Source organism: Trujillonella humicola (assembly GCF_046233715.1).
In the GTDB taxonomy this organism is placed as follows: Bacteria; Actinomycetota; Actinomycetes; order Mycobacteriales; family Geodermatophilaceae; genus Trujillonella; species Trujillonella humicola.
The window spans coordinates 26,895-51,208 of the sequence record NZ_JBJNRJ010000032.1 but is presented as its reverse complement, the minus strand read 5'-3'; the positions used below and the strand labels follow the sequence as shown (position 1 = coordinate 51,208).

General features: G+C 74.2%; 22 protein-coding genes and 1 rRNA gene. 17 read left to right on the top strand and 6 right to left on the bottom strand.

Annotated features, from left to right (window positions below):
* Nucleotides 1-86 (top strand): 5S ribosomal RNA (rrf, locus tag ACK586_RS15985); the annotation flags it as partial.
* 228 nt (nt 87-314) lie between these two features.
* On the opposite strand, the gene ACK586_RS15980 is transcribed toward rrf, so the two are convergent.
* Both ACK586_RS15980 and ACK586_RS15975 read right to left on the bottom strand, forming a co-directional pair.
* Nucleotides 315-980 (bottom strand): DUF2461 domain-containing protein, encoded by a 666-nt coding sequence (locus ACK586_RS15980; RefSeq protein WP_409331483.1) that lies wholly within the window; start codon nt 978-980, stop codon nt 315-317.
* Nucleotides 977-1,564, bottom strand: a complete 588-nt coding sequence (locus ACK586_RS15975; RefSeq protein WP_409331482.1) for a GNAT family N-acetyltransferase — start codon at nt 1,562-1,564, stop codon at nt 977-979. Before ACK586_RS15975 ends, ACK586_RS15980 begins: the two co-directional genes overlap by 4 nt.
* A 62-nt stretch (nt 1,565-1,626) precedes the next feature.
* On the opposite strand from ACK586_RS15975, the gene ACK586_RS15970 reads away from it, so the two are divergent.
* Nucleotides 1,627-2,847 (top strand): winged helix-turn-helix domain-containing protein, encoded by a 1,221-nt coding sequence (locus ACK586_RS15970; RefSeq protein ID WP_409331481.1) that lies wholly within the window; start codon nt 1,627-1,629, stop codon nt 2,845-2,847.
* Here ACK586_RS15970 and ACK586_RS15965 read toward each other — a convergent pair.
* A complete protein-coding gene (locus ACK586_RS15965; protein WP_409331480.1) occupies nt 2,837-3,247 on the bottom strand; it encodes a DUF1232 domain-containing protein in 411 nt (136 codons plus the stop codon). The genes ACK586_RS15970 and ACK586_RS15965 overlap by 11 nt on opposite strands.
* 72 nt (nt 3,248-3,319) lie before the next feature.
* Between ACK586_RS15965 and ACK586_RS15960 the strand changes: the two genes are divergently transcribed.
* The 4 genes from ACK586_RS15960 to ACK586_RS15945 are packed head-to-tail and all read left to right on the top strand — an operon-like array spanning nt 3,320 to nt 7,269.
* Nucleotides 3,320-4,138 carry a thymidylate synthase gene (locus tag ACK586_RS15960; RefSeq protein WP_425330386.1) on the top strand — a complete coding sequence of 273 codons (819 nt, stop codon included), beginning with the start codon at nt 3,320-3,322 and terminating at the stop codon, nt 4,136-4,138.
* 9 nt (nt 4,139-4,147) lie between these two features.
* On the top strand, nt 4,148-4,633 hold the full coding sequence (locus ACK586_RS15955; protein WP_409331479.1) for a dihydrofolate reductase: 486 nt from the start codon (nt 4,148-4,150) through the stop codon (nt 4,631-4,633).
* A gap of 45 nt (nt 4,634-4,678) precedes the next feature.
* Entirely contained in the window at nt 4,679-5,575 is an 897-nt protein-coding gene (dapA, locus tag ACK586_RS15950; RefSeq protein WP_409331478.1) for a 4-hydroxy-tetrahydrodipicolinate synthase, read from the top strand.
* Entirely contained in the window at nt 5,572-7,269 is a 1,698-nt protein-coding gene (locus ACK586_RS15945) for a ribonuclease J (protein WP_409331477.1), read from the top strand. The genes dapA and ACK586_RS15945 overlap by 4 nt, the downstream gene beginning before the upstream one ends.
* Nucleotides 7,270-7,345: 76 nt before the next feature.
* Here ACK586_RS15945 and ACK586_RS15940 read toward each other — a convergent pair whose 3' ends face one another.
* A complete protein-coding gene (locus tag ACK586_RS15940; protein ID WP_409331476.1) occupies nt 7,346-9,292 on the bottom strand; it encodes a S9 family peptidase in 1,947 nt (648 codons plus the stop codon).
* Nucleotides 9,293-9,366: 74 nt separating this feature from the next.
* On the opposite strand from ACK586_RS15940, the gene ACK586_RS15935 reads away from it, so the two are divergent.
* The 10 genes from ACK586_RS15935 to ACK586_RS15890 all read left to right on the top strand — a co-directional run bounded on the left by ACK586_RS15935 (nt 9,367) and on the right by ACK586_RS15890 (nt 21,302).
* Complete coding sequence (locus ACK586_RS15935) at nt 9,367-11,946, top strand: DNA translocase FtsK (protein WP_409331475.1); 2,580 nt, start codon at nt 9,367-9,369, stop codon at nt 11,944-11,946.
* A gap of 107 nt (nt 11,947-12,053) precedes the next feature.
* Nucleotides 12,054-13,499: a 30S ribosomal protein S12 methylthiotransferase RimO gene (rimO, locus tag ACK586_RS15930; protein ID WP_409331474.1), complete on the top strand. Its 1,446-nt coding sequence runs from the start codon at nt 12,054-12,056 to the stop codon at nt 13,497-13,499.
* On the top strand, nt 13,496-14,254 hold the full coding sequence (pgsA, locus tag ACK586_RS15925) for a CDP-diacylglycerol--glycerol-3-phosphate 3-phosphatidyltransferase (protein WP_409331473.1): 759 nt from the start codon (nt 13,496-13,498) through the stop codon (nt 14,252-14,254). The genes rimO and pgsA overlap by 4 nt, the downstream gene beginning before the upstream one ends.
* A gap of 168 nt (nt 14,255-14,422) precedes the next feature.
* Complete coding sequence (locus tag ACK586_RS15920) at nt 14,423-14,827, top strand: helix-turn-helix domain-containing protein (protein ID WP_409331472.1); 405 nt, start codon at nt 14,423-14,425, stop codon at nt 14,825-14,827.
* A 34-nt stretch (nt 14,828-14,861) separates the two neighbouring features.
* On the top strand, nt 14,862-15,362 hold the full coding sequence (locus ACK586_RS15915) for a TetR/AcrR family transcriptional regulator (RefSeq protein ID WP_409331471.1): 501 nt from the start codon (nt 14,862-14,864) through the stop codon (nt 15,360-15,362).
* A 106-nt stretch (nt 15,363-15,468) separates the two neighbouring features.
* Entirely contained in the window at nt 15,469-16,698 is a 1,230-nt protein-coding gene (locus tag ACK586_RS15910; protein ID WP_409331470.1) for a DUF4032 domain-containing protein, read from the top strand.
* A gap of 168 nt (nt 16,699-16,866) precedes the next feature.
* Nucleotides 16,867-18,123, top strand: coding sequence for an extracellular solute-binding protein (locus ACK586_RS15905; protein ID WP_409331469.1), 1,257 nt, complete (start codon nt 16,867-16,869; stop codon nt 18,121-18,123).
* Nucleotides 18,120-19,079, top strand: a complete 960-nt coding sequence (locus ACK586_RS15900) for a carbohydrate ABC transporter permease (RefSeq protein WP_409331468.1) — start codon at nt 18,120-18,122, stop codon at nt 19,077-19,079. Before ACK586_RS15905 ends, ACK586_RS15900 begins: the two co-directional genes overlap by 4 nt.
* Nucleotides 19,079-19,912, top strand: a complete 834-nt coding sequence (locus ACK586_RS15895) for a carbohydrate ABC transporter permease (protein WP_409331467.1) — start codon at nt 19,079-19,081, stop codon at nt 19,910-19,912. The genes ACK586_RS15900 and ACK586_RS15895 overlap by 1 nt, the downstream gene beginning before the upstream one ends.
* Nucleotides 19,913-19,976: 64 nt before the next feature.
* Entirely contained in the window at nt 19,977-21,302 is a 1,326-nt protein-coding gene (locus tag ACK586_RS15890) for an ABC transporter ATP-binding protein (RefSeq protein WP_409331466.1), read from the top strand.
* Nucleotides 21,303-21,377: 75 nt separating this feature from the next.
* Here ACK586_RS15890 and ACK586_RS15885 read toward each other — a convergent pair whose 3' ends face one another.
* Nucleotides 21,378-22,394: a carbohydrate kinase family protein gene (locus ACK586_RS15885; protein ID WP_409331465.1), complete on the bottom strand. Its 1,017-nt coding sequence runs from the start codon at nt 22,392-22,394 to the stop codon at nt 21,378-21,380.
* Nucleotides 22,395-22,540: 146 nt separating this feature from the next.
* On the opposite strand from ACK586_RS15885, the gene ACK586_RS15880 reads away from it, so the two are divergent.
* A complete protein-coding gene (locus ACK586_RS15880) occupies nt 22,541-23,383 on the top strand; it encodes a PspA/IM30 family protein (RefSeq protein WP_409331464.1) in 843 nt (280 codons plus the stop codon).
* Between the two features lie 70 nt (nt 23,384-23,453).
* Here ACK586_RS15880 and ACK586_RS15875 read toward each other — a convergent pair whose 3' ends face one another.
* Nucleotides 23,454-24,311, bottom strand: a complete 858-nt coding sequence (locus ACK586_RS15875; protein ID WP_409331463.1) for a DNA-formamidopyrimidine glycosylase family protein — start codon at nt 24,309-24,311, stop codon at nt 23,454-23,456.
* Nucleotides 24,312-24,314 lie beyond the last annotated feature (3 nt).

Below are 24,314 nucleotides of genomic sequence, written 5' to 3'. Positions count from 1 at the left end.
GTCCCATTCCGAACCCGGAAGCTAAGCCTCTCAGCGCCGATGGTACTGCCCTGGAGACGGGGTGGGAGAGTAGGACACCGCCGGACAACCATTCCAGAAAGGGCCCCAGCCACACGGCTGGGGCCCTTTCTGCCTCCCCTGATCCTCACCACCCCGCCGCTCCGACCGCCGCCCGGGCCGGCGGCTGGGCGCACGCCACCATCTCGGCCCCCGCCTGCGCCGTGGGCGCACACTGCCGCCCCAGCTGCTCGCCGTGAGCTGTCGGGTGCGGGCGGCACGGGCCGGCCATGGCGACGTCCGGGCACGGTGAGCCGTCAGCGGCGGCGCGGCTCCTTCGCCGTCGCCCCCACGTTGTCCGCGAGCCAGGCGTTGAGCGCCTCGACGTCCCGCCAGGTCTCCCGGACGCGGTCCAGTGCCTCGCGCTGGTGCAGCCACGGCGCGGGCTCGAACTGCTGCCAGACGTGCAGCGAGCGGTGTCTGAGCAGATTGGCGCGGTCGTCGTCCGGGACGTCGAAGCCGCGGGCCTGCCGGGTCAGGCGGTCGCCGCCCACCTCCCACCCGCGGGTCGCCAGCCTGGCCACCTCGTCGGCCAGGCGGCGACCCTGCACGTCGTCCTCCACGGCGCGGCGGTACCTGGTCACCTGGTCCGATTCCAGCCGCCAGCAGCCTCCGGCCACCCGCAGCCCGTCGGCGGAGATCTGCACGTACCAGGCGCCTGCGCCGCGGCCCGGCGGCTCCACCACAGCGCCCTGGTGCGTCTTGTACGGCGTCTTGTCGTTGCTGAAGCGGACGTCCCGGTAGGGGCGGAAGAGCTTGGCCGGCCCGAACTCCCCGGCCAGCTCGTCCACCAGCGCCTGCAGCGGTGCGCGGACGCACGACTCGTACTGCGGGCGGTGCCCGGTCCAGTAGGTCTTGCTGTTGTCGGCCTCCAGGCCCTCGTAGAAGACCAGGCCCTCGTCGGGGAAGCCCTCGAACGTCACCGTGCCGCCTCCGCCTCGAGCAGCGTGTGCCAGCGGACCTCGCGCAGCGGATCGCCACCCGTGTCGAGGGTGCGGGCCCAGCCGTCCCGGGCCCAGCCCGCCGACTCGAGGAAGCGGGCCGTCACCGCGTCGGCCTCCGGCACCCACATCGTCAGCCGGCCCGCGCCCGACGCGACGGCCAGGTCGGAGACCGCGGCCAGCAGCCGGCTGCCGTGCCCACGCCGGCCCCACCGCGGCTCCACCAGCAGGGTCGCCACCTCCGTCGTCGGCTCGTCCGGCGTCCCGGGGTCGTCAGCGGACACCTCGGGCGGGCCGTAGGCGGCGAGACCCACCACCGCGTCCCCGTCCACGGCGACGAGAACCCCGTGGGCCGGGGTGGGCGGGGACACGACCGCGGCCAGCCAGACCGCGGCCGCCGCGTCCTCGTCCCACTCGTCCAGCACCGAGGGCGGGAGCACCGCCCGGAACGCCGTCCGCCAGGTGACCGCCTGCACGCGTGCCATGTCGGCGACGTCCCCGGGGCGTGCCGGTCGGACCGAGACGGTCACGCGCCCGCTCAGCCGGGGGAAGGAGGGAGGCTCCACCCGGGCAGCGTAGGCGCAGGTGGCACGGCGTCCGTCGTACCCGGCGGGCAGGATCGGCAGCCGTGACCGCTCCCGCCGTCGACCGGCTCCCGGCCCCGCTGGCCCGGCGCATCGCGCTGGCTGCCCAGGGGTTCGGCGAGCCCCGGCCGACCGGGGTCGTCGGCAGCCGGGCGCTGCGGCGGGTCACCGACCGGCTGTCGGTCGTCCAGATCGACTCGGTCAACGTCCTGTCGCGGTCGCACTACCTGCCCTACTTCAGCCGTCTGGGCGCCTATCCGCGTGCCGCGCTCGACGACTTCACGAACCGCCGCCACGAGGTCGTCGAGTACTGGGCGCACGAGGCCTCCTACCTGCCGGTGCGGCTGCACCCGTTCCTGCGCTGGCGCATGGCGGCCGCCGAGGAGCACGCCTGGGGGAACATGGTCCGGTTGCAGCGGGAACGGCCCGGCTACGTCGCGGAGGTGCTCGACCGCGTCCGTGAGCAGGGGCCGACCAGGGCCGGCGAGCTGCTCGAGACCCGGCGGGAGCGGCCCGGCACGATGTGGAACTGGCACCCGGCCAAGATCGCCCTCGAGTGGCTCTTCTTCACCGGCGCCCTCACCGCCCGCAGCCGCACCGCGGGCTTCGAGCGCGTCTACGACCTCACCGAGCGGGTGCTCCCCGCCGCCGTCGTGCAGGCCCCCACCCCGGAGCCCGCGGCGGCGATCCGAGAGCTCGTGCGCACGGCGGCCCGGGCCCTGGGGGTCGCCACCGAGCGCGACCTGCGTGACTACTTCCGGCTGCGGCCGGCGGTGGCACGCGCGGCGATCGCCGAGCTGACCGAGGCCGGCGAGCTGCTCCCCGTGACCGTCGACGGCTGGGATGCCCCGGCGTGGCTGGACCCGGCCGCCCGCCGGCCGCGCCGGATCACCGCCAGGGCGCTGCTGAGCCCCTTCGACTCGCTGGTCTGGGAGCGCCCCCGGGTCGAGCGCATCTTCGGCTTCCGGTACCGCCTGGAGATCTACACGCCGGCCGCGCGGCGCGTGCACGGCTACTACGTGCTGCCCTTCCTCCTCGGCGACCGCCTGGTCGCCCGCGCCGACCTCAAGGCCGACCGCACGGCCGGGGCGCTGCTCGTGCAGGCCGTGCACGGAGAGGACGGCGTGGACCGGGCCGCGGTCGCCGCGGAGCTGGCCGCCGAGCTGCGGCTGGTGGCCGACTGGCTGGAGCTGGACCGGGTCGTCGTCACCGGCGCCGGCGACCTCGCGCCGGAGCTGGCCGCGGCCACCGCCGTCAGCCCGTGAGCCGGACGCCGGCCAGCCGCCGCACCACCGCCAGTCCGGCGGGGCTGCCCGGCCAGGCCCGGTCCAGCGCCCCGGTGCCGGCCCGGCGCAGCACCGCGCGCAGCGCCAGCGCGACGACGACGACGTCGTCGGCGTAGCCGAGCACCGGGACGACGTCGGGCACCAGGTCCACCGGAGAGAGCAGGTAGGCCAGCAGCAGCCACAACCACACCCGGACGCCGCGGGGCACCGAGCGGTCGCGGGCCAGCCGCCGCAGCAGCCGGACCAGGTCCGGCAGCAGCCGCAGCGCCTCGCGCACGGTGAGGTCCTCCGGCCGCGCCCGCCACAGCAGCACGAGCAGCAGCGCCCACACGAGCAGCAGGCCTCCCACGACGGCCAGCAGCGTGGCCCACCACTCCATGCCGGAGAGTGTGGCCCGTCGGTCCGGCCGGGTCCGCCGACCTGTCGGTGCGGCCCCGTAGATTGCATCCCCGTGGTGGGGACTGCCGGGCAGCCGGTCGACACGCAGTACGAGGACCTCCTGCGGCGGGTGCTGGAGCGGGGGACGCCGAAGTCCGACCGGACGGGCACCGGCACGGTGAGCCTGTTCGGGGAGCGGCTGCGCTACGACCTCTCCGCCGGCTTCCCCCTGCTGACCACGAAGAAGGTGCACCTGCGCTCGATCGTCGTCGAGCTGCTGTGGTTCCTGCGCGGGGAGAGCAACGTCGCCTACCTGCACGAGCACGGCGTCTCCATCTGGGACGAGTGGGCCTCGCCCACCGGCGAGCTCGGGCCGGTGTACGGCGTCCAGTGGCGGTCCTGGCCGACCCCCTCGGGCGAGCACGTGGACCAGATCTCCGGCGTCCTGGACACCCTGCGCCGCGACCCCGACTCCCGGCGGATGGTCGTCTCCGCGTGGAACGTCGCCGCCATCCCGGACATGGCGCTGGCCCCCTGCCACGCGCTGTTCCAGTTCCACGTCGCGGACGGGCGGCTGTCCTGCCAGCTGTACCAGCGCAGCGCCGACATGTTCCTCGGCGTTCCGTTCAACATCGCCAGCTACGCGCTGCTCACGCACATGGTCGCCGCGCAGGTCGGCCTGCGACCCGGCGACTTCGTCTGGGTCGGTGGCGACTGCCACGTGTACGACAACCACCACGAGCAGGTACGGGAGCAGCTGTCCCGCCCGGCGCGGCCGTTCCCGACGCTGGAGCTGGCCCCGGCCCCGTCGCTGTTCGACTACACGCCCGGGCACGTCACGGTGCACGGCTACGACCCCCACCCGGCCATCCGCGCCGCCGTCGCCGTCTGACCCGGACAGATGATCTCGCTGATCTGGGCGCAGGCGCGCGCCCGCGTGATCGGCGCGAACGGCACGCTGCCCTGGCACCTGCCCGAGGACCTGCGGAACTTCCGGGAGCTCACGAGCGGGTCCACCGTGGTCATGGGCCGGCGCACCTGGGAGTCGCTGCCCGACCGGTTCCGGCCGCTGCCGGGGCGGACCAACGTCGTGCTCACCGGCGACCCGCTGTGGTGGGCCGAGGGAGCCCGGCCCGCGTACTCGGTGGGCCAGGTGCTCGGCCAGTTCCCCGACTGCTGGGTGATCGGCGGCGGCACGGTGTACGCGGAGTTCCTGCCGCACGCCGAGCGCGCGGTGGTCACCGAGGTCGACCTGGACGTCGAGGGTGACACCCGCGCCCCCGTTCTCGGCACCGGGTGGCGGGTGGTGTCCCGGACCCCGGCCGAGGGCTGGGCCACCTCGCCGTCCACCGGGCTGCGCTACGCGGTCTCCGACCACCGTCGCTGAGCCGGCGCGGCGGGTGGCGCGGACGCCGCTGGGTAGATTCTCCCCATGACCGGCGACCCCGTGCGGCCCTTCGGCCGCGTACTCACGGCGATGGTCACCCCGCTGGCCGAGGACGGGTCGATCGACCTCGCCGGCGCCCAGGAACTGGCCGCGCACCTGGTCGACCGGGGCGCGCACGACGGCCTGGTGGTCGCCGGGACGACGGGGGAGTCCCCGACGATCAGCGACGCGGAGCAGCGCGCCGTCCTCGAGGCCGTGCTCGACGCCGTCGGCGACCGCGCCGTCGTCGTGGCCGGCGTGGGCACCAACGACACCGCGCACTCGATCGAGAAGGCCCGCGACGCCGAGCGCCTGGGCGCCCACGGCCTCATGGTCGTCACCCCCTACTACAACAAGCCGCCGCAGGAGGGCCTGCTGCGGCACTTCACCGCCGTCGCCGACGCCACCGGCCTGCCGGTGATGCTCTACGACATCCCGCCGCGCACCGTGGTGCCGATCGAGGTCGAGACGCTGGTCCGCGCTGCGGAGCACCCGCGGATCGTCGCGGTCAAGGACGCGAAGGCCGACCTCGGCGCCGTGGCCTGGACGATGGCGCGCACCGATCTCGCCTACTACAGCGGCGAGGACGTGCTGAACCTGCCGCTGCTCGCGCTGGGCGCCGTCGGCGTCGTGAGCGTCGTCGGGCACCTGGTCGGACCGCGGCTGGCCGAGCTCGTGGCCGCCGTGGAGTCCGGCGACCTCGTCCGGGCCCGGGCGGTCAACGAGAGCCTGCTGCCGGTGTGCACCGGCATCTTCCGCACCCAGGGCGTCATCCTGGTCAAGGCGGCGCTGCGCGAGCTGGGCCTGCCCAGCGGCCCCGTCCGCCCGCCGCTGGTCGACGCCACCCCCGAGCAGCTCCAGCAGCTGCGCACCGATCTCGCCGCCGGAGGCGTCCCCCTGTGAGTGTCCCGACCCAGCCACACCTGGACCTGAAGACCCCGCCGCCGCTGGCCGCCGGCGGGCTGCGCGTGATGGCCCTCGGCGGGCTGGGGGAGATCGGCCGCAACATGGCCGTCCTGGAGTTCGAGGGCCGCCTGCTGGTCATCGACTGCGGGGTGCTGTTCCCCGAGGCCGAGCAGCCCGGCGTCGACCTGATCCTCCCCGACTTCGGCGTGATCCAGCACCGGCTCGACGACATCGACGCCGTCGTCCTCACCCACGGGCACGAGGACCACATCGGTGCGCTGCCCTACCTGCTGCGGCTGCGCGGCGACATCCCGCTGGTCGGCTCCCGGTTCACCCTCGCGCTGGTCCGGGCCAAGCTGCGCGAGCACCGGATCGACCCGGTGCTCGTCGAGGTGGCCGGAGGGGACGACCACCTCGCCGGGCCGTTCCACTGCGAGTTCATCGACGTCAACCACTCGATTCCCGACGCGCTCGCCGTCGCCGTCCACACGCCGGCCGGACTGCTCGTGCACACCGGTGACTTCAAGATGGACCAGCTGCCGCTGGACGGCGTGCTCACCGACCTGGGCGCCTTCGCCCGGCTGGGCATCGAGGGCATCGACCTGCTGCTGGCCGACTCGACGAACGCGGAGATCCCCGGCTTCGTCACCAGCGAGCGCGCGATCGGCCCGGTGCTCGAGGACGTGTTCCGCCGCGCCACCCAGCGGCTGATCGTCTCCAGCTTCGCCAGCCACGTGCACCGCATCCAGCAGGTGCTCGACGCCGCGGAGAAGCACGACCGCAAGGTCGCCTTCGTCGGCCGGTCGATGGTCCGCAACATGGGCGTCGCGCGCGACCTCGGCCTGCTGCGGATGGCGCCGGGGCTGATGGTCTCCCTGGACGAGGCGACCAAGATGCCGGGCGAGCAGGTCGTGCTGGTGAGCACCGGCTCGCAGGGCGAGCCGCTGTCGGCGCTGGGCCGGATGGCACGCGGCGAGCACCACCAGGTGACCATCGAGGCCGGCGACACCATCGTGCTGGCCTCGTCCCTGGTCCCGGGCAACGAGACCGCCGTCTACAAGGTCATCAACGGCCTGGCCCGGCTGGGCGCCACCGTGGTCCACAAGGAGACGGCGATGGTGCACGTCTCCGGGCACGCGCCCGCCGGCGAGCTGCGCACGCTGCTCAACGTCGCCAAGCCGCGCTACCTCATGCCGGTGCACGGGGAGTGGCGGCACCTGCGGGCGCACGCCGCGCTGGCCGAGCAGACCGGCATGAGCACCGACCGCATCATCCTCGCCGAGGACGGCGTGGTCGTGGACCTGGTCGACGGGAAGGCCTCGATCGTCGGCTCGGTGCCGATCGGCAACGTCTACGTCGACGGCCTCAACGTCGGCGACGTCGGCGAGGAGTCGCTGCAGGAGCGGCGGATCCTCGGCGACGAGGGCTTCGTGGCGGTGACCGTGGTCGTCGAGCCCTCGACCCGCACCATCGTGCGGCCGGTGCACCTGTCCACCCGCGGCTTCTCGGAGAACCCGTCCGCGTTCGACGAGGCGCTGCGGCTGGTCGAGGACAACCTCAAGCGCACCCTGGACGACGGCGAGGTGGACGCCCACCGCCTGTCGCAGGTGATCCGCCGGACCATCGGCAAGTGGGTGAGCGACACCTACCGCCGCCGCCCGATGATCATCCCGACGGTCCTCGAGGTCTGAGTGGAGTGGGGGGTGGGGGCGGGGGCGCCCCCCCCCCCCCCCCCCCCCCCCCCCCCCCCCCCCCCCCCCCCCCCACTCAGCCGCGGACCACGTCGATCGGGGTGACGGCGTCGGCGGCGGGGAGGTCGAAGCCCCACACCTGGGCGTAGAAGGACAGCTCGCCGTCCAGCGCGGCGCGGATGTTCTCCGCCCGCCGGAAGCCGTGCTGCTCGCCGGGGAACAGCAGGTAGGCGTGCGGCACGCCGCGGGCGCGCAGGGCGGCGACGATGGCCTCGGCCTGCTCCAGCGGCACGATGCGGTCCTCCGCGCCCTGGAAGACCGCCAGCGGGGTGTCCAGCGTGTCCACGTGCGACAGCGGCGAGCGCTCCTCGTACACCTCGGCGCGGTCGGGCCACGGAGCGATGAGCCCGTCGAGGTAGCGGGACTCGAACTTGTGCGTGTCGCGGGCCAGCGCGCCGAGGTCGGCCACGCCGTAGTGGCTGGCGCCGGCGGAGAACGTGCCCGGCCGCAGGGCCAGCGCGGCGAGCGTGGTGAACCCCCCGGCCGACCCGCCGCGGATGGCCATCCTCGCCGGGTCGACCCGCCCGGAGCCGGCGAGGAAGCGCGCGCAGGCGATGACGTCGTCGAGGTCCACGACGCCCCACCGGCCCTGCAGCGCGTCTCGGTAGCGCCTCCCGTAGCCGGTCGACCCGCGGTAGTCGACGTCGGCCACGCAGAAGCCGCGGGAGGCCCAGTACTGGACGTCCAGGTTCAGCACCGGCGTGGCGGCTGCGGTCGGGCCGCCGTGCACGACGACGAGCAGGGGCGGCAGCCCTCCCTCGGGGCCCTCGACGTCGGGGTTGGCCGGCGGGTACACCAGCGCGTGCGCGGTGCCGATGCCGGTGCCGCCGTCCGGGGTCGGGAACGAGACGCGCTCCGGCCGGGAGAACCACGCCGGGGCCAGCCCCAGGTCGCGGGCGGGGCGCAGGACCTCGGCCGTCGACCCGTCCGACGGCACCCGCAGCACCACCGGCTCGGCGGCCGGGCCACCGGCGCCGACGACGACCGCGTCGCCCGACGCGGTCAGGGACCGGAAGGCGGCGTACCCCGGCGTCGGCAGCACGCGCAGCTCGCCGTCCGCCTCCCGGACGGCGAGCTGCTCCCCGGCCTCGGCCGGGACGGCGACCACGAGCCGCCCGCCGGGGAGCAGCGCGACGCGGCTGGCCCCGAACTGCCACTGCGGACCGGCCAGGTCGGCGCCCACGTCGAGCACCTCCTCGACCCCGCCCCCGGGACGCCAGCGGTACAGCGACCAGACGTCGGTGCGGTCGGAGAAGAACAGCAGCGAGCCGTCGGCGTCCCACACCGGCTGCACCACCGACTCGCCGGGGCCGCCGGCGACGACCGTCTCCGCCCCGCCGGGGGTCCGGACGACGAGCTGGGCGGCGTCCCAGGGCATCGCCGGGTGGTCCCACTGCAGCCAGGCCAGGGCGCCGCCGGGCCCCGGCCGCGGGTCGGACACGAAGTCCGGGCCGCTGACCAGCACCTCGACCGAGCCGTCGTCGGCGACCCGCACCAGCTCGTTCACCACGTCGGCCGCCGCCCCCGACGCCGCGTGCGTCTCGCGGACCGCCAGCACCCCGCCGGGCACCACCCGCAGATCGGCGAAGCGCACCCCGGAGGGGATCGACGGCTCCGGCGTCACCGCGACCGGCGCGTCGTCCCCGGGAGCCAGCCGGTACAGCCGCTGGTCGGAGAACTCGGCGAACCAGAGCACGCCGGCCGCGACGATCCAGGCGCCGCCGCCGTACTCGTGCACGCGGGTCCGCGCGTTCCACGGGGGCGGCAGGACGTCGGTCACCGTGCCGCCGGGGGAGCGGCGCACCAGCGCCGACCGGCCGGCCTCGCCGGGCCGGAACTCCGACCACCACAGCTCCCCGTCGTCGACCACCACCTCGCCCAGCCGCGCGGCCGCGCGCACCACCAGTGCCGAGGTGATCGGGGTGGGCCAGCTGCCGTGCGGAACGGGGGTCGCGTCGGTCATGGCGCGACCGTATGCGGGGGACACGTCCGTCCGCCTGACCGGACCGGGGCCGCCGCGGGCTTACCGTCTGACGCATGCCTGCGCGCGGAACGACGACCCGCCCCGCGGCCGGTCGGGGTTCCGCCCGCGGCCGGTCGGGGTCCACGGCGAGCCGCAAGCGGCCGCCGGCGAAGGGCGGTCGCAAGCCGGCCACCCGCACGACCACGGCCCGCAAGCCCCCGGCGCGGCAGTCGTCCGGCCCGGGTGCGGCCGCCTCGGTGTGGCGGGCGGTGAGCAGCGGCTGGTCGCTGCTCGCCCGCGGCGCCGGTGGCCTGGCCCGCTCGGTCGCCCGGCCGGAGGAGAGCGAGTCGCTGGCGCCCGAGCACCGCCGCGACGGCGTCGGCCTGGCCGTCCTCGGCCTCGCCGTCGTCCTCGGCGCGGCCGCGTGGAGCGACGGCATCGGCCCGGTGGGCACCGGTCTGGCGGCCGGGGTCGCCTTCCTCGTGGGCGTGCTGGTGCTCGTGCTGCCGGCCGTGCTGCTCGTCGCCGCGCTGCTGCTGCTGCGGCGCGGCCCGCGCCCGGAGGCCCGCGGCCGGCTGCTCATCGGGTGGACCTGCGCGCTGCTGTCGGTGGTCGGCGTGGCCTCCGTCGTGGGGGCCGACGCCGACATGGCCGCCACCGACCCCGGGTCCGGGGGGCTGCTCGGCTGGGCGATCGGCACGCCGCTGGCCGCCGGTGTCGGCCGCGTCGTCGCCGTCGTCCTGCTGGTCCTGCTCGCCGTCTTCGGCCTGCTCGTCATCACCGCCACCCCCGTCCACCAGGTGCCCGAGCGGTTGCGCGGCTGGCTGGACCGGGTGCTGGGCCGCGACGACGACGACGAGGACGACGACGGGGACTGGGACGACGAGGACTGGGAGGCCGACGAGGCGGAGGAGGCCGCACCCCCGAAGCGCCGCGGCCGCAAGGCCCTGGCCGAGGACCTGCTCGCCACCGGCCCGGTCATCGACCACGCCGCCCTGGCCGAGGCCCCCGAGGCCACCAGGACCACCGCGCCCGACCACGTCGAGGTGCCCACCGGGCTCCCGCCGGTCCCGGCGCCGGCCGCGCGGGCGAAGGTCGTCGACCGCACGGCTCCGCCGGAGGACCTGCCGCCGATCGACGAGCCGCAGCAGCTGGTCATCCAGCCGGTCGAGGGCGACTACGCCCTGCCCTCGCTGTCGCTGCTGCGCCCCGGCACGCCGCCGCGCGCCCGCTCGCAGGCCAACGACGCCGCCATCGAGGCCATCGCCGGCGTGCTGGAGCAGTTCAACATCGACGCCGCCGTCACCGGGTTCACGCGCGGCCCGACCGTCACCCGCTACGAGGTCGAGCTCGGGCCGGCGGTCAAGGTCGAGAAGATCACCCAGCTCACCCGCAACCTCGCCTACGCCGTCGCCAACGACAACATCCGGATCCTCGCGCCGATCCCGGGCAAGTCGGCCGTCGGCATCGAGGTGCCCAACACCGACCGCGAGACCGTCAGCCTCGGCGACGTCATGCGCTCCAACGCGGCCAAGCAGGACCCGCACCCGATGCTGGTCGGGCTGGGCAAGGACATCGAGGGCGGCTTCGTCTGCGCGAACCTGGCGAAGATGCCGCACCTGCTGGTGGCCGGCGCCACCGGTGCCGGCAAGTCCAGCTGCATCAACTCGCTGCTGACGTCGCTGCTGCTGCGCTCGACCCCGGACCAGCTGCGGATGATCCTGGTCGACCCGAAGATGGTCGAGCTGACCCCCTACGACGGCATCCCGCACCTGATCACGCCGATCATCACCGACCCGAAGAAGGCCGCCACCGCGCTGGCCTGGCTGGTCGAGGAGATGGAGCAGCGCTACCAGGACATGCGCGCCTCCGCCGTGCGGCACATCGACGACTTCAACCGCAAGGTCGAGCGCGGGGAGATCACGGCCCCGCCCGGCAGCGAGCGGGTCTACCGGCCCTACCCGTACATCCTCGCGATCGTCGACGAGCTGGCCGACCTCATGATGGTCGCGCCGCGCGACGTCGAGGAGTCGATCGTCCGGATCACCCAGAAGGCGCGCGCCGCCGGCATCCACCTGGTGCTGGCCACGCAGCGGCCCTCGGTCGACGTGGTCACCGGCCTGATCAAGGCCAACGTGCCCTCGCGGCTGGCCTTCTCCACCTCCAGCCAGACCGACAGCCGGGTCATCCTCGACCAGCCGGGCGCGGAGAAGCTGATCGGCATGGGCGACGCCCTGTTCATGCCGATCGGCGCCGGCAAGCCGGTCCGCGTGCAGGGCGCCTACGTCTCCGACGCCGAGATCGAGGCGGTCGTCGAGTTCACCAAGCGCCAGGCCGAGCCGGAGTACCGCGAGGAGGTCTTCACCGCCGCGGCCGGCGAGAAGAAGGAGATCGACGAGGACATCGGCGGGGACCTGGAGCTGCTCGTCCAGGCGGTCGAGCTCGTGGTCACCAGCCAGTTCGGGTCGACGTCGATGCTGCAGCGCAAGCTGCGCGTCGGGTTCGCCAAGGCCGGCCGGCTCATGGACCTCATGGAGACCCGCGGCATCGTCGGGCCCTCGGAGGGCTCCAAGGCCCGCGACGTGCTGGTCAAGCCCGACGAGCTGGAGGGCACGCTGTTCCTCCTGCGCAACGGCGGGGGAGCCGAGGCCTGACGCGACGCCGTCCGCCCGCCGCGCCGGGCGCGCGGACGGCAGGGCGAGGGGCAGGCGTCACCCTCCGTTCGCCCGACGGGCGCCGGGGCGGCGACTACGATGGCCAGGTGACACCTCCGCCCCGCCCTGACCGAACCGTGGCGGTGGTGACCCTCGGCTGCGCCCGCAACGAGGTCGACTCCGAAGAGCTCGCCGGCCGGCTCGCCGCCGGCGGCTACCGGCTCGTCGAGGACGCCGACGGCGCCGACGCCGTCCTGGTCAACACCTGCGGCTTCATCGAGTCGGCCAAGAAGGACTCCGTCGACGCGATCCTGGCCGCGACCGACTCCGGCGCCGAGGTCGTCGCGGTCGGCTGCATGGCCGAGCGCTACGGCTCCGAGCTCGCCGGGGCGCTGCCGGAGGCCACCGTCCTGGGCTTCGACGACTACACGGCCATCGGCGACCGGCTCGACGACGTCCTCGCCGGCCGCCCGCTCGTGCCGCACACGCCGCGCGACCGCCGCACCCTGCTGCCGATCAGCCCCGTCGAGCGCACCGCGGCGGTCGTCGGCGAGGACGCGCCGGCCATCCCCGGTCACGCCTGGCTGCAGCGCCGGCGGCTGGCCTCGGGTCCCTCCGCCGCGCTGAAGCTGGCCTCGGGCTGCGACCGCCGCTGCGCCTTCTGCGCCATCCCGTCCTTCCGCGGCGCGTTCGTCTCGCGCCTCCCCGCCGAGGTCCTCGAGGAGGCGCGCTGGCTGGCCGGTCAGGGCGTCGCCGAGCTGGTCCTGGTCAGCGAGAACAACACCTCCTACGGCAAGGACCTCGGCGACCTGCGGGCGCTGGAGAAGCTGCTGCCGCAGGTCGCCGCGGTCGAGGGCATCGCCCGCATCCGGGTGGCCTACCTGCAACCGGCCGAGCTGCGGCCGGGGCTGGTCGAGGTGATCGCCGGGACCGAGGGTGTCGCTCCCTACTTCGACCTGTCGTTCCAGCACTCGTCCCCGTCGCTGCTGCGCCGCATGCGCCGGTTCGGGGGCACCGAGGACTTCCTGGGCCTCATCGAGCGGGCGCGCGCGCTGGCTCCGGCGGCGGGCTTCCGCACCAACGTCATCCTCGGCTTCCCGGGGGAGACCGAGGACGACGTCGCCGAGCTCGAGCGCTTCCTCGTCGAGGGCCGGCTGGACGCCGTCGGCGTGTTCGGCTACTCCGACGAGGAGGGCACCGAGGCCATGGGCCTGCCCGGCAAGCTCGACCAGCACGAGATCGACGCCCGCGTCCGGCGGATCACCGACCTGGTCGAGGAGCTCACCGCCCAGCGCGCCGAGGAACGCGTCGGCGAGCGGGTCGAGGTGCTGCTGACCGAGGACCTGGCCGCGGAGGAGGGGGCCGGCGTCTGGCTCGGCCACGCCGCGCACCAGGACCCCGACGCCGACGGGACGACGACGGTGACCGGCGTGCCCGCCGACGCCGTCCCGGGCCGGCTGGTGGCCGCCGAGGTGGTGGCCAGCGAGGGCGTCGACCTGGTCGCCGCGGCGGTCGTCCCGGCACTGGCCGCGACGGGACGCCGGGCGCCGTGAGCGACGTCGCTCCCGACCCGGCCGCGACGCCGGTCCAGTCGGCGCGGCTGGTCAACCTGCCCAACGCGCTCACGATGCTGCGGCTGGCCGTGGTGCCGGTCTTCGCGGCGCTGCTGCTCACCGAGGACGGCCTGGACGAGTCCCGGCGGGTCTGGGCGACCGTCTTCTTCGGGCTGGCGATCATCACCGACCGCTACGACGGGATGATCGCGCGACGCACCGGCCAGGTCACCGAGTTCGGCAAGCTCGCCGACCCGATCGCCGACAAGGCGCTCACCGGCACCGCCCTCATCGGCCTGTCGGTGCTGGGGCTGCTGCCGTGGTGGGTGACGCTCGCGATCCTGGTCCGCGAGGTGGGGGTGACCCTGCTCCGGTTCTGGGTCATCCGGCACGGCGTCATCGCCGCCAGCCGCGGGGGCAAGGCGAAGACCGTCGTCCAGGCGCTGGCGATCGGCCTGTACATCCTGCCGCTGACCGGCCTGCTGGCCTCGGCGCGCTGGTGGGTCATGGCCGTGGCCCTGGTGCTCACCCTGCTGACGGGGCTGGACTACGTCGTCCGCGCGCTGTCCCTGCGGCGCACCAGCGCCCGCGCGATGCGGGCCGCCACCGCCCGCAGGGCCCAGGCCGCCGGGGGGGCCACCGGCGGGGCCACAGGGGGCGCCGGCGAGCACCCCGCCGGACGGGCTCCCTCTCCGCCCGCCACGCGCAGGCTCGCGACGGGCCCCTACGAGGGGGCCGGTCCCGCCGGGCAGTGATCGGCCGGGGGCGGAAGGACCGGCACGACCTCGGCGTTACGCCATGAGCGGACGCCGGCGGGATGGGCGCACCCCTGTCCCCGGCGCCGCGTACCGTGAGCGCACGACGCCTCCGAGCACACCGCCGGGGTGTCGCCGCTTCCGCACCAGCAGGACAGGAGACGGCCGATGACGCTGTTGCGCACCCAGCTCGGGAACACCCTGCGCGGGCACCGGCTGCGGCAGCGCCGCACGCTGCGCGACGTCTCCGGCGCCGCACGCGTCAGCCTCGGCTACCTGTCGGAGGTCGAGCGCGGGCAGAAGGAGGCGTCCTCGGAACTGCTCGCCTCGATCTGCGACGCGCTCGACCTCGGGCTCGCCGACCTGCTCGCCGAGGTGAGCTCGGAGCTGCGCGGCGCCGACGGCGGCCTGCGTCCGGTGCCGCCGACCGCCGCGGGCGCCCGCCCGGCGCCGGAGGCCGCCGCGGAGGCCGCGGAGGCCCCGGCAGCCGAGCCCGCGCTGGCCCTGGTCGGCGCCGGTCAGCCCGCGCGCGCGGGGCTGCGCCGCGGCGAGGCGGTCTCCCTGGCCGCGTAGCCGGGTGCACCCCTCCCCGGGGCCGCGGGCGGCGATGAGCCGCACGCGCGCCGGTCTGCTGCGGGGCGCCGCGGTCGCACTCGCCGCCACCGGGGTGCGCGGCGCCACGATGCAGGGCATCGCCGCGGCCGCCGGCGTGGCCAAGGCGACGCTGTACAACCACTTCCGCACCAAGGACGACGTCGTCCGCGCCCTGCTGGCGGCCGAGCTGCGCCGGCTGGCCGACGCCGCCGCCGTCCTCTCCCCGCCCGAGGCCCTGGTGCTGCTGGCCGACGAGGTGGCCGGGCACCCCGTGCTGCGCACGATGGCGGCCACCGACCCCGGTCCGCTCGTCGCCCTGCTGGGCGCCGGTCCGCACCGCTGGGCGGAGCTGACCGCGCTGCTGGCCGCGGCGCTGCCCGCCGACGCCGACGGCGCGCAGGTCGCCGGCCGCTGGCTGCTCGGCCTGGTGCTCCAGCCCGCCGAGGCGGCCGCACGGCGGCGGCAGGCGTGGCGGCTGGCCACCGTCCTCGGCACGCCCGAGCTACCGGGCTGAGGGCGCGGCTGTCGGTGCGGAGGGCCCGCGACCGTGCCACAGTGATCTCCTCGCAGCGTCGCGACCCCAGCGGTGCGGCGCGCCCGGACCCTGCGGAGCACATGCGTTGCGGTACCTCTTCCGACCCCCGGCCAGCGACGGTGCGGCGCTGCTCGCCCTGCCGTGGCACCAGCCGCTGGAGGAGTGGGACCCGGAGCTGACGATCGACGTGCCGCAGCGCGGCATCTCGCGCCACGTCGTCCGGTTCGTCGCCACCGAGGGGCGGGTCTACGCCCTCAAGGAGATCGCCGAGCCGCTCGCCCGCCACGAGTACGCCCTGCTGAGCCAGTTCGAGGAGGAGGGGCTGCCGGCGGTCTCGGTGCTCGGCATCTGCGTGGACCGGCCCGACGACCAGCAGGCCATCCTCGTCACCCGGTACCTCGAGTACTCGATGTCCTACCGGTACCTGTTCTCGCGGCCGACCGGCGACCACAGCGCCGAGCAGTTCCTCGACACGATGGTGGTGCTGCTCGTCCGGCTGCACCTGGCGGGCATCTTCTGGGGCGACTGCTCGCTGTCCAACACGCTGTTCCGGCTCGACGCCGGCACGCTGGCGGCCTACCTGGTCGACGCCGAGACCGTCGACCGGCAGCCGTCCCTCTCGGCCGGCCGCCGGCTGTACGACGTCGAGCTCGCCCGGGAGCGGGTCGGCGCGGAGCTCATGGACCTGATGGCCGGCGGCCTCCTCCCCGACGGCATCGACCCGATCGAGGTGGCCGACGACCTGCCCAAGCGCTACGCCGCCCTCTGGGACGAGGTGACCCGGGAGGAGTTCTTCTCGCGCGACGAGCAGCGCTACCGCGTGGCCGAGCGCCTCCAGCGGCTCAACGACCTGGGCTTCGACGTCGGCGAGGTCGAGCTGCTCGACACCCCCGACGGCGTGCGGCTCCGGGTGGAGACCCGCGTATCCGAGCCGGGCGGGAACCGCCGGGAGCTGTTCCGGCTGACGGGCCTGGAGGTGCAGGAACGCCAGGCGCGCCGGCTCCTCAACGACATCCGGGCCTTCCGGGCCTGGCTGGAGCAGAAGACGGGCGGGCCGGTGCCCGAGCCCGTCGCCGCCCACCGGTGGCTCGCGGAGGTGTACCAGCCGGTGGTCGACGCCATTCCGCCGGACCTGGCCGGCCGGCTCGCCCCGGCCGAGGTGTTCCACGAGGTCCTCGAGCACCGGTGGTTCCTGTCCGAGTCTGCCGGGCGTGACGTGGGGACGACCCGGGCGGCGCGGTCCTACTACGCCACGGTGCTGCCCCGGACCCCGCAGGAGCTCACGACCCCCTCGGCGATCGTCAACCGCCCGTGACCACCGGGGACGCGGCGGTCTCGGACCGGTGACGACCGACTTGCGGACCGTTGTGAGCAGGGCCACGGTACCTCTCACGCGGTGATCGTCGGAGCTCGCCGGAGACGGAGGCGGTGTCGGATGTCCAACCGGAGACGGAGGCAGGTAGGCGGGGGTGCTGCAGCCCTGGTGCTGGCCTCCACGCTGGCCGCGTGCGGCGGGGACTCGGGGGGTGCCCCCACGCTGACCTGGTACATCAACCCGGACTCCGGGGGACAGGCGACGATCGCGCAACGCTGCACGGAGGAGGCCGGCGGAGCCTACCGGATCAGCACCGCGGTGCTGCCCCGAGAGGCGGCGGGCCAGCGCGAGCAGCTCGTCCGGCGGCTGGCGGCCAATGACGCGTCGATCGACATCATGAGCCTCGACCCGCCCTTCATCCCCGAGTTCGCGCAGGCCGGCTTCCTGGCCCCGGTCCCCGAGGACCTCGCCGAGCGGGTGACGGAGGGCGTGGTCGAGAGCGCCGTGCAGGGCTCCACCTGGAACGACGAGATCGTCGCGGTGCCGTTCTGGGCCAACACCCAGCTGCTCTGGTACCGCGCCTCGGTCGCCGAGGCCGCCGGCCTGGACGTCGACGCCGCGGACACCTGGACCTGGGACGAGATCATCGCCGCGGCGCAGAGCCAGGACGTCCTCATCGGCGCCCAGGGCACCCGCGCGGAGTCGCTGACGGTGTGGCTGAACGCGCTGGTCGCCTCGGCCGGCGGCGAGATCATCGCGGAGAACGCCGACGACCCCCAGCAGATCCAGCTCGGCCTCACCTCCGACGAGGGGCGGCGGGCGGCAGAGGTCATGCGGGCGGTCGGCCGTTCCGGGCAGGTCAGCGCGGCGTTCTCCACCGAGGGCGAGGACGCCTCGGCCACCGGGTTCGAGGGCGACCGCGGCGGCTTCATGGTCAACTGGCCGTTCGTCTACGCCCGTGCCCTGTCCGCGGTGGAGGCCGGCACGCTCGACCCGTCGGTCCCCGAGGACTACCGCTGGACGCTCTACCCGCGGGTGGACGCCGACACCGAGCAGGCCCCGCCGTACGGCGGCATCAACCTCGGCATCGGTGCGTTCAGCGAGAACGTCGACCTGGCCTTCCAGGCAGCCGAGTGCATCGTCTCGGACGAGAACCAGGCCGAGTACATGATCACCAACGGCAACCCGGCTGCCAGCACCGCGGTCTACGACGACCCGGAGGTGCAGGAGGCCTACCCGATGGCCGACACCATCCGGGAGTCGCTGGAGCTCGCCGCCCCGCGGCCGCAGACCCCGTACTACAGCGAGGTGTCCGGCGGGCTGCAGCGCGAGTACCACCCGCCGACGGCGGTGGATCCGCAGTCCACCCCGGACGCGGCCACGGCCCTGATCGAATCCGTCCTGGCAGGAGACGAGCTGCTATGACCCAGACGACGCTCCCCCCGGTCGAGAAGACCCAACCCGTCTCGGCTCCGCACGGCACCATCAGCGACCGTTCGCGGGCCGAGCGGAAGCTCGGCTGGATGCTGGCCGGCCCGGCGTTCTTCGTCATGCTGGCGGTCACCGCCTACCCGATCCTGCAGGCGGTCTACGACTCGCTGTTCCGGTACCGGCTGACCGACCCGGAGAACCGGTCCTTCAACGGCCTGTCGAACTACTGGGTGGTCCTCACCGACCAGCTGTGGTGGACGGCGCTGGGCGTCACGATGTTCATCACCGTCGTCACCGTGCTGGTCGAGCTCGTCCTCGGCTTTGCCCTGGCGATGGTGATGGCCAAGATGCTCAGGTCGCTGCGGCCGCTGGTGCGGGCGGCGATCCTCATCCCGTACGCGGTCATCACCGTCGTGTCGGCGTTCGCCTGGCAGTTCGCCTTCGACATCAACACCGGCTTCGTGAACAGCTGGTTCGCGTGGATACCGGGGGTCTCCGCGGACACCGACTGGTTCGGTGGCCAGTGGTCGTCGCTGCTGGTCATCTGCCTGGCCGAGATCTGGAAGACGACGCCGTTCATCTCGCTGCTGCTGCTCGCCGGCCTGGCCCAGGTGCCGGAGGTGCTGCAGGAAGCGGCCAAGGTCGACGGCGCCACCTGGTGGCAGCGGCTCTGGAAGGTGACCCTGCCGAACATGAAGGCGGCGATCATGGTCGCCCTGCTGTTCCGCACCCTCGACGCCTTCCGCGTCTTCGACAGCATCTTCATCATGACGGCGGGGGCCAACAACACCGAGTCGGTGTCGTTCCTGGCCTACCGCCAGACCATCTCCCGGCTGGAGATCGGGCTGGGGTCGGCGGTCTCGGTGCTGCTGTTCACCAGCGTGGTGCTGCTCGCGCTCTCGTTCATCAAGGGTTTCAAGGTCGACCTGTCGTCGGCGAGGGGTGAGTGATGTCCCGCAAGGAGAAGAACTGGTGGATCGTCGCCGGCATCGGGATCCTGATCTACTGCCTGTTCCCGATCGCCTGGATCGTCTCGGTGTCGTTCAAGGCCCCGTCGGACCTGGCCAACGGCCAGTTCCTGCCGTCCAACCCCACGTGGGGGAACTACTCGGAGATCCTCACCGGTCAGGGCAGTGACCTGTTCCTGCCAGCGCTGCGCAACAGCTTCGGGATCTGCCTGATCGCCACGGCGATCTCCTGCCTGCTGTCGATGTTCGCCGCCTATGCGATCGCCCGGCTGGACTTCCCCGGCAAGAAGCTCATCCTGTCCACGGCCCTCGTGGTGGCGATCTTCCCGGTGATCTCGATCGTGACGCCGCTGTTCAACGTGTGGCGGCAGATCGGCCTCTACGACACCTGGCCCGGGCTGATCATCCCGTACCTGTCGCTGACCCTGCCGATCTCGATCTGGACCATGTCGGCGTTCTTCCGCGAGATCCCGTGGGAGATGGAGCAGGCCGCCCAGGTCGACGGCGCCACGACCTGGCAGGCGTTCCGGAAGGTGATCGTGCCGCTGGCCGCGCCCGGCGTCTTCACCACGGCGATCATCGCGTTCTTCATCGCCTGGAACGACTTCGTCTACGGCATCTCGCTGACCTCGACCGACGCGGCCCGCCCGGTGCCCGCGGCGCTGGGCCTGTTCTCCGGCGCCTCGCAGTTCGAGGACCCGACCGGTGCGATCGCCGCGGCCGCGGTCATCGTGACCATCCCGGTCGTCGTCCTGGTCCTGCTCTTCCAGCGGCGCATCGTCGCCGGCCTCACCAACGGCGCGGTCAAGGGGTGACGCGCGCCGTGTCCCGTATCGCCCAGCCCCCCACCCCACCGACCTCCCGAGGGGACGAGAACTGATGGCCTCCATCGAGATGCGCAACATCGTCAAGCAGTACGGCGACGGGTTCCCCGCGGTCAACGACGTCAGCCTCGACATCGCCGACGGCGAGTTCATGATCCTCGTCGGGCCGTCCGGCTGCGGGAAGTCCACGCTCCTGCGCATGATCGTCGGGCTGGAGGACATCACCAGCGGGGACATGGTCATCGGCGGCAAGCGGGTCAACGACCTCGCCCCGCGTGACCGGAACCTGTCGATGGTCTTCCAGAACTACGCCCTCTACCCGCACCTGACGGTCTTCGAGAACATCGCCTTCCCGCTGCGGCTGTCCAAGACCCCGGACGACGAAGTGCGACGCCGGGTGAACGAGGCCTCGGACGTGCTCGAGCTGAAGGAGCACCTCGAGCGCAAGCCGGCCAACCTCTCCGGTGGTCAGCGGCAGCGCGTCGCCATGGGCCGGGCCATCGTCCGCCAGGCCGAGGCGTTCCTGTTCGACGAGCCGCTGTCCAACCTCGACGCCAAGCTCCGCGGCCAGATGCGCACGGAGATCTCCCGCCTGCAGCGCCGGCTGGGCATCACCACCGTCTACGTCACCCACGACCAGACCGAGGCCATGACCCTCGGCGACCGGGTCTGCGTGCTGCGCAAGGGCAAGATCCAGCAGGTCGCGTCCCCCCGCGAGCTCTACGAGCAGCCGGTCAACCTGTTCGTCGCGGGCTTCATCGGCTCGCCGCCGATGAACTTCCTCCCGGCGACGCTCGAGGGCGACAACCGGCTGTCCACGCCCTTCGGCACCATCGAGCTCGACGAGAAGCGGCTGGCGGCGGTGCGCGGAAAGGGGGACCTGCTGCTCGTCGGCATCCGGCCGGAGTACTTCGAGGACGCGTCGCTGGTCGACGAGGCCAAGCGGCCGCACGGCTCGCTGTTCCGCGCCCGCGTCGACGTCACCGAGTGGCTGGGCGACTCGCAGTTCGCCTACATCCCCTACGACGCCCCCGAGGAGATCCGCAACCAGCTGCGCGACCTGTCCCGCGAGCTGGACTCCGAGGAGCTGCGTACCCAGGCGATCGTCTCCATCGACTCGACCAGCCGGATCCGGGAGGGCCGGGAGGCGGAGTTCTGGCTCGACAGCCGCAAGGTCCACGTCTTCGACCCGCAGACCGGCGAGAACCTCACCCGCGACGCCGAGGCCGGCGCCCGTCTCACCGAGATGGCTGCCGAGGACCGCTTGGAGCAGGTGGAGCACGCGCAGTCGACCGGGCAGACGATCAGCGGCGGAACCAGCGGCGACAGCGGCGGCACCGTCGGCGGAGGAGGCGGCGCCACCCGCGCCGGCGCCGTCTAGGTCTAGGGGAGCAAGCCGTCCCGGCCGGGCGGAGCGCGCCCGTCCGGACGGCGGGGCCCGGGACCGTGTCCGCCGTCAGGCGGGCCGGCCCCGCGCCGCGTCCACCTCCGCGCGCGTCGGCGGATCGGCGCCGGCGCGGGTGCAGTTGAGCGCGGCCACCAGCGCGGCCTCGTCCACGACCTCCAGCAGGTCGTCGTCCGACAGCGCCGTGAGCGCTGCACGCGTGGCGACCCCTCGGCGCAACAGGCCGGCGAAGAGCCCGGCCGCGAGGGAGTCCCCGGCGCCGACGGTGTCGACCACCTCGATCCGGGGGATCTCCCGCCGCAGCAGCGGACGACCCGGCCGGGCCACCCGCAGCGGCTGCCCGCCGTCGGTCATGATCACCAGGGCGGGGCCGCGCTCGGCCCACACCGACGTCCCCAGGTCCCGGTCGGCCCGGGGGTGCAGCCAGGCGAAGTCCTCGGCGCTGACCTTGACCACGTCGGCGTGCGCGAGCAGCCGCTGCAGCCGCTTCCGGACGGCGTCCGGGTCGTTGCCGAGCGAGGCGCCGACCGGCCCCTCGGCGAGCATCGGCCGGATGTTCGGGTCGACGCTCACCAGCAGCCGGCCGCTGACCTGCTCCACGAGGCGGGCGATGGCCTCGCAGCCGGGCGGGGTCCAGCTGGAGATGGACCCGACGTGCAGGATCGCCGTCGCCTCGGGGAACGCCGCGGCCAGCTCCTCGTCGGTCCACTGCCAGTCGGCGGCCCCGGCGACGTGGAAGCCGTAGTCGGCCGACCCGTCCGGTCCCAGCCCGACGACGGCGAGGCTCACCGGCTCGGTGGCGGCGACGAAGCCGCTGACGTCCACCCCGGACTGCTCCGCGTGCCGGCGCAGCGGCGCGGCCAGCGGACCGGTGCCGAGGCGGGCCAGCAGCGACACCGGCGCGCCGAGGCGGCCGGCGGCCACCGCCACGTTCAGCGCGTTGCCCCCGGGGGCGGCGACGTACCGCGGCGCCGTGCCGTGCGGACCGCCCTGGTCCCCCGGATCGGGGAGCATGTCGACCACCAGCTCACCGAGCACCGTCAACCGGGGTTCGCCCGCGACCGCCATCGGCCGAGCGTAGCCAGGACGGCCGCCGCGCGGCCTCTGGTGGCTGTGGAGCGCCGGCACCTGGGACGATGAGGAGGACGACGCCCGACGGCGCCCCCCGCGGGTGCCGAGGCGGGACGCAGCCGGCGACTGACAGCGGAGGACCCATGCCCAACCCGTTCGTGAAGTTCTGGAAGTACCTCACGGCGTCGGCGAACGCGAAGATCGACGAGAAGGCCGACCCGAAGATCCAGATCGCCCAGGCCATCGAGGCCGAGCAGCAGCGGCACCAGGGGCTGGCCAACCAGGCCGCCGCCGTGCTCGGCAACCAGCGGCAGCTGGAGATGCGGCTCAACCGCCAGCTCGGTGAGGTCGAGAAGCTCCAGGCCTCCGCACGCCAGGCCCTCATGCTCGCCGATCAGACGCGCGGCAAGGGGGACGCCGCCAAGGCCGCCGAGTACGAGCAGGCCGCGCAGGCGTTCGCGACGCAGCTCGTGGCCGCCGAGCAGGCGATGGAGGACCTCAAGCGCAGCCACGACGAGGCGCTGCAGGCCGCCGAGCAGGCGCGCGGCGCCGTCGAGCAGAGCCGCATGCGGCTGCAGACCACGCTGGCCGAGCGCACGAAGCTGATGAGCCAGCTCGAGCAGGCCAAGATGCAGGAGCACGTGGCCGACTCGATGCGTCAGGTCAACGAGCTCTCGGCGCCGGGCAACACGCCGAGCCTGAGCGAGGTCCGCGACAAGATCGAGCGGCGCTACGCCAACGCGCTCGGGCAGGCCGAGCTCGCCCAGACCTCGGTCGAGGGCCGGATGCTCGAGGTGGAGAAGGCGACCCTCGACGTCGCCGGCGCCTCCCGGCTCGACCAGATCCGTGCCTCGATGGGTGGCGGCCCGGCCGCGGTGACCGGCACCCCGGCCGCGGGGGCGATCGAGCAGGGCGCCCCGCCGGTGGCCGAGCCGGCCGCCGCCGACCCCGTGGCCCAGCCGGTGCAGCGGCCCGAGGGCGCCTGAGGAACCCGATGGCCCCCGCTGCAGGGGCCCGCCGCGTGCTCGCGAGCGGTGGGGGCAGCGGGGTCCTTCCTCATCCGGGGGTCGCGGTCGGCCGCGGGCGGCCCGGCTCGCCGGTGCGGGCCATCGGGTCGATCGGCGTCCGTGCCGCCTGGCAGGCCGGGCACCAGTAGGTCACCCGCTCCTGCAGCTGCGGCCCCTGCTCGCCCAGGAGGATCGGCGTGCCGCAGCGCCGGCACGGCCGGCCCTGGCGCCCGTAGACCCAGTGGTCGAAGCCTCGGCGCAGGTCGCCGGTCGTGCTCTGCTCCGGGTGGTCGCGGTTGGCGAGCATGAGCGTGCGGGCCCGGTCCACCAGCGGCTGGAGAGCGTGGTCGACGTCCCCCACGCGGGCCCAGGGGTGGACGCCGGTGAGGAACAGCGCCTCGGCCTTGTAGAGGTTGCCGGGGCCGCAGAGGTTGCGCTGGTCGAGGATCGCGACGCCCACCTGCTCGTCGGGGTGGGACCGCAGCCGCCGCAGCGCCTCGCCGAGGTCCCAGTCCGGCCCGAGGACGTCGGGGCCGAGGTGGCCGACCAGCGTGTCCTCGTGCTCGGTGCGGACCAGTGCGACGTCGTGCAGCCGGTACCCGACGCACTCCCACTCGTCGGTGGCCAGCACCGCCCGCACCGAGAAGGCCGGCCCGCCCCGCCACCGGGCGCCGGGCCGGTAGACGTGCCAGCTGCCGTCCATCCGGTAGTGGGTCCGCAGCGTCCAGCCGTCGGCCAGCCGGATGAGCATGTGCTTGCCGCGGGGCACGACCTCGCGCACGGTCCGCCCGGCGAGATCGGTGGCGGCCAGCTGGGGCACCCGCAGCTCGCCGCGGCGCAGCGTCGCCCCCGCCAGGGCCTGGTCCATGCGCTTGGCGGCCAGCCAGACGGTGTCTCCCTCGGGCACGTC